This is a genomic window from Bradyrhizobium campsiandrae (genome assembly GCF_014529705.1).
Lineage (GTDB): Bacteria > Pseudomonadota > Alphaproteobacteria > Rhizobiales > Xanthobacteraceae > Bradyrhizobium > Bradyrhizobium campsiandrae.
Genome location: NZ_JAANIH010000455.1, coordinates 1 through 231, shown reverse-complemented (window position 1 = coordinate 231; position 231 = coordinate 1). Strand labels below are relative to the sequence as shown.

Here is a 231-nt window from a genome sequence, read left to right as displayed (position 1 = left end):
CGAGTCCGGCCGCTATGACGGCGGCTTTCAGAAGTTCTCGCAGGCGCTGGCTGTCGCCGTCGATCTCGCGGCCAAGGCGTTCCAGCGCGACGGCAAGCTGTCGGGCATCTCGACGGGCATGCGCGACATTGTAGGCGATGTTGGTCGCGAGCGACGTCTTGCCCATGCCCGGGCGTCCCGCGACGATGATCAGGTCGGAGTGCTGGAGACCACCCATCTTGGTGTCGAGGT

1 pseudogene is annotated in these 231 nt (G+C 65.8%); it reads right to left on the bottom strand.

The window, feature by feature from the left end:
- Window positions 1-139: 139 nt before the first annotated feature.
- Window positions 140-217, bottom strand: a pseudogene (locus tag G8O24_RS46980) (DnaB-like helicase C-terminal domain-containing protein); the annotation flags it as partial.
- Between the last annotated feature and the right edge of the window lie 14 nt (window positions 218-231).